The sequence below is a fragment of the Streptococcus sp. k-90 genome, from assembly GCF_013277565.1.
Classification (GTDB): Bacteria; Bacillota; Bacilli; order Lactobacillales; family Streptococcaceae; genus Streptococcus.
The window spans coordinates 1-5,096 of the sequence record NZ_VMNE01000047.1; the positions used below are offsets into that span (position 1 = coordinate 1).

The 5,096-nt window shown below is 49.5% G+C and carries 1 tRNA gene and 3 rRNA genes; all 4 read right to left on the bottom strand.

Annotation, left to right across the window (positions count from 1 at the left end):
- Position 1: 1 nt before the first annotated feature.
- Positions 2-117, bottom strand: a 5S ribosomal RNA gene (gene rrf, locus HT734_RS09180).
- A 76-nt stretch (positions 118-193) separates the two neighbouring features.
- Positions 194-3,094 (bottom strand): 23S ribosomal RNA (locus HT734_RS09185).
- A gap of 125 nt (positions 3,095-3,219) precedes the next feature.
- A tRNA-Ala gene (locus HT734_RS09190) sits at positions 3,220-3,292 on the bottom strand.
- A 50-nt stretch (positions 3,293-3,342) separates the two neighbouring features.
- Positions 3,343-4,888, bottom strand: a 16S ribosomal RNA gene (locus tag HT734_RS09195).
- Together the 16S, 23S and 5S rRNA genes with 1 tRNA gene alongside form the textbook arrangement of a ribosomal RNA operon.
- Between the last annotated feature and the right edge of the window lie 208 nt (positions 4,889-5,096).

The window sequence follows — 5,096 nt, forward strand, 5'->3', positions numbered from 1 at the left end:
AGCTAAGCGACTTCCATATCTCACAGGGGGCAACCCCCAACTACTTCCGGCGTTCTAGGGCTTAACTTCTGTGTTCGGCATGGGTACAGGTGTATCTCCTAGGCTATCGTCACTTAACTCTGAGTAATACCTACTCAAAATTGAATATCTATTCAAATCAAGAAAACCGTACGCTTTCATATTCTCAGTTACTTTGGATAAGTCCTCGAGCTATTAGTATTAGTCCGCTACATGTGTCGCCACACTTCCACTTCTAACCTATCTACCTGATCATCTCTCAGGGCTCTTACTGATATAAAATCATGGGAAATCTCATCTTGAGGTGGGTTTCACACTTAGATGCTTTCAGCGTTTATCCCTTCCCTACATAGCTACCCAGCGATGCCTTTGGCAAGACAACTGGTACACCAGCGGTAAGTCCACTCTGGTCCTCTCGTACTAGGAGCAGATCCTCTCAAATTTCCTACGCCCGCGACGGATAGGGACCGAACTGTCTCACGACGTTCTGAACCCAGCTCGCGTGCCGCTTTAATGGGCGAACAGCCCAACCCTTGGGACCGACTACAGCCCCAGGATGCGACGAGCCGACATCGAGGTGCCAAACCTCCCCGTCGATGTGAACTCTTGGGGGAGATAAGCCTGTTATCCCCAGGGTAGCTTTTATCCGTTGAGCGATGGCCCTTCCATACGGAACCACCGGATCACTAAGCCCGACTTTCGTCCCTGCTCGAGTTGTAGCTCTCGCAGTCAAGCTCCCTTATACCTTTACACTCTGCGAATGATTTCCAACCATTCTGAGGGAACCTTTGGGCGCCTCCGTTACCTTTTAGGAGGCGACCGCCCCAGTCAAACTGCCCGTCAGACACTGTCTCCGATAGGGGTCACCTATCTGGGTTAGAGTGGCCATAACACAAGGGTAGTATCCCAACAACGTCTCCTTCGAAACTGGCGTCCCGATCTCATAGACTCCTACCTATCCTGTACATGTGGTACAGACACTCAATATCAAACTGCAGTAAAGCTCCATGGGGTCTTTCCGTCCTGTCGCGGGTAACCTGCATCTTCACAGGTACTAAAATTTCACCGAGTCTCTCGTTGAGACAGTGCCCAAATCATTACGCCTTTCGTGCGGGTCGGAACTTACCCGACAAGGAATTTCGCTACCTTAGGACCGTTATAGTTACGGCCGCCGTTTACTGGGGCTTCAATTCATACCTTCGCTTACGCTAAGCACTCCTCTTAACCTTCCAGCACCGGGCAGGCGTCACCCCCTATACATCATCTTACGATTTAGCAGAGAGCTGTGTTTTTGATAAACAGTTGCTTGGGCCTATTCACTGCGGCTGACCTAAATCAGCACCCCTTCTCCCGAAGTTACGGGGTCATTTTGCCGAGTTCCTTAACGAGAGTTCTCTCGCTCACCTGAGGCTACTCGCCTCGACTACCTGTGTCGGTTTGCGGTACGGGTAGAGTATGTTTAAACGCTAGAAGCTTTTCTTGGCAGTGTGACGTCACTAACTTCGCTACTAAACTTCGCTCCCCATCACAGCTCAATGTTATAGATATAAGCATTTGACTCATACCACACCTCACTGCTTAGACAGACTCTTCCAATCGTCTGCTTTAGTTAGCCTACTGCGTCCCTCCATCACTACATACTCTAGTACAGGAATATCAACCTGTTGTCCATCGGATACACCTTTCGGTCTCTCCTTAGGTCCCGACTAACCCAGGGCGGACGAGCCTTCCCCTGGAAACCTTAGTCTTACGGTGGACAGGATTCTCACCTGTCTTTCGCTACTCATACCGGCATTCTCACTTCTATGCGTTCCAGCACTCCTCACGGTACACCTTCTTCACACATAGAACGCTCTCCTACCATACCTATAAAGGTATCCACAGCTTCGGTAAATTGTTTTAGCCCCGGTACATTTTCGGCGCAGGGTCACTCGACTAGTGAGCTATTACGCACTCTTTGAATGAATAGCTGCTTCTAAGCTAACATCCTAGTTGTCTGTGCAACCCCACATCCTTTTCCACTTAACAATTATTTTGGGACCTTAGCTGGTGGTCTGGGCTGTTTCCCTTTCGACTACGGATCTTAGCACTCGCAGTCTGACTGCCGACCATAATTCATTGGCATTCGGAGTTTATCTGAGATTGGTAATCCGGGATGGACCCCTCACCCAAACAGTGCTCTACCTCCAAGAATCTCTAATGTCGACGCTAGCCCTAAAGCTATTTCGGAGAGAACCAGCTATCTCCAAGTTCGTTTGGAATTTCTCCGCTACCCACAAGTCATCCAAGCACTTTTCAACGTGCCCTGGTTCGGTCCTCCAGTGCGTCTTACCGCACCTTCAACCTGCTCATGGGTAGGTCACATGGTTTCGGGTCTACGTCATGATACTAATTCGCCCTATTCAGACTCGGTTTCCCTACGGCTCCGTCTCTTCAACTTAACCTCGCATCATAACGTAACTCGCCGGTTCATTCTACAAAAGGCACGCTCTCACCCATTAACGGGCTCGAACTTGTTGTAGGCACACGGTTTCAGGTTCTATTTCACTCCCCTCCCGGGGTGCTTTTCACCTTTCCCTCACGGTACTGGTTCACTATCGGTCACTAGGGAGTATTTAGGGTTGGGAGATGGTCCTCCCAGATTCCGACGGGATTTCGCGTGTCCCGCCGTACTCAGGATACTGCTAGGTACAAAGACTATTTTAAATACGAGGCTATTACTCTCTTTGGCTGATCTTCCCAAATCATTCTTCTATAATCTTTGAGTCCACATTGCAGTCCTACAACCCCGAAGAGTAAACTCTTCGGTTTGCCCTCCTGCCGTTTCGCTCGCCGCTACTAAGGCAATCGCTTTTGCTTTCTCTTCCTGCAGCTACTTAGATGTTTCAGTTCACTGCGTCTTCCTCCTCACATCCTTAACAGATGCGGGTAACAGGTAGTACCTGTTGGGTTCCCCCATTCGGAAATCCCTGGATCATCGCTTACTTACAGCTACCCAAGGCATATCGTCGTTTGTCACGTCCTTCTTCGGCTCCTAGTGCCAAGGCATCCACCGTGCGCCCTTATTAACTTAACCTTATTTTTTTGACTTTTCAGTCATAAACTCTTATTAATACTACAGCGTTTTCGGTTTATTTTCTTGTTACTATTTGATATAGATATTCAATTTTCAATGTGCATTACTTGGTGATCTCTCACCAATGGAGCCTAGCGGGATCGAACCGCTGACCTCCTGCGTGCAAAGCAGGCGCTCTCCCAGCTGAGCTAAGGCCCCACAAGACCTCTCAAGACTAAACAAGACCAATGTGCATTCCTTATCCTTAGAAAGGAGGTGATCCAGCCGCACCTTCCGATACGGCTACCTTGTTACGACTTCACCCCAATCATCTATCCCACCTTAGGCGGCTGGCTCCTTACGGTTACCTCACCGACTTCGGGTGTTACAAACTCTCGTGGTGTGACGGGCGGTGTGTACAAGGCCCGGGAACGTATTCACCGCGGCGTGCTGATCCGCGATTACTAGCGATTCCGACTTCATGTAGGCGAGTTGCAGCCTACAATCCGAACTGAGACTGGCTTTAAGAGATTAGCTTGTCGTCACCGACTTGCGACTCGTTGTACCAGCCATTGTAGCACGTGTGTAGCCCAGGTCATAAGGGGCATGATGATTTGACGTCATCCCCACCTTCCTCCGGTTTATTACCGGCAGTCTCGCTAGAGTGCCCAACTAAATGATGGCAACTAACAATAGGGGTTGCGCTCGTTGCGGGACTTAACCCAACATCTCACGACACGAGCTGACGACAACCATGCACCACCTGTCACCTCTGTCCCGAAGGAAAACTCTATCTCTAGAGCGGTCAGAGGGATGTCAAGACCTGGTAAGGTTCTTCGCGTTGCTTCGAATTAAACCACATGCTCCACCGCTTGTGCGGGCCCCCGTCAATTCCTTTGAGTTTCAACCTTGCGGTCGTACTCCCCAGGCGGAGTGCTTAATGCGTTAGCTACGGCACTAAACCCCGGAAAGGGTCTAACACCTAGCACTCATCGTTTACGGCGTGGACTACCAGGGTATCTAATCCTGTTTGCTCCCCACGCTTTCGAGCCTCAGCGTCAGTTACAAGCCAGAGAGCCGCTTTCGCCACCGGTGTTCCTCCATATATCTACGCATTTCACCGCTACACATGGAATTCCACTCTCCCCTCTTGCACTCAAGTTAAACAGTTTCCAAAGCGTACTATGGTTAAGCCACAGCCTTTAACTTCAGACTTATCTAACCGCCTGCGCTCGCTTTACGCCCAATAAATCCGGACAACGCTCGGGACCTACGTATTACCGCGGCTGCTGGCACGTAGTTAGCCGTCCCTTTCTGGTAAGATACCGTCACAGTGTGAACTTTCCACTCTCACACTCGTTCTTCTCTTACAACAGAGCTTTACGATCCGAAAACCTTCTTCACTCACGCGGCGTTGCTCGGTCAGACTTTCGTCCATTGCCGAAGATTCCCTACTGCTGCCTCCCGTAGGAGTCTGGGCCGTGTCTCAGTCCCAGTGTGGCCGATCACCCTCTCAGGTCGGCTATGTATCGTCGCCTTGGTGAGCCGTTACCCCACCAACTAGCTAATACAACGCAGGTCCATCTGGTAGTGATGCAATTGCACCTTTCAAACAGTTGTCATGCAACAACTGTTATTATGCGGTATTAGCTATCGTTTCCAATAGTTATCCCCCACTACCAGGCAGGTTACCTACGCGTTACTCACCCGTTCGCAACTCATCCAGAAGAGCAAGCTCCTCCTTCAGCGTTCTACTTGCATGTATTAGGCACGCCGCCAGCGTTCGTCCTGAGCCAGGATCAAACTCTCATTAAAAGTTTGAGTTCTCACTCATTTCTGTCACTGACAGATTTATTGTTTTTTCATTGTTCAGTACTACAACAGTTGTTGTAGTGCCCTGCACATTGGTTCGTCTTGTTCAGTTTTCAAAGGCCTTTGTCACTCGCTTCTCTCAAGTGACAACTATATTAGTATATCACAGTCGCTTTCGCTTGTCAACACTTTTTTGAAACTTTTTTTAATT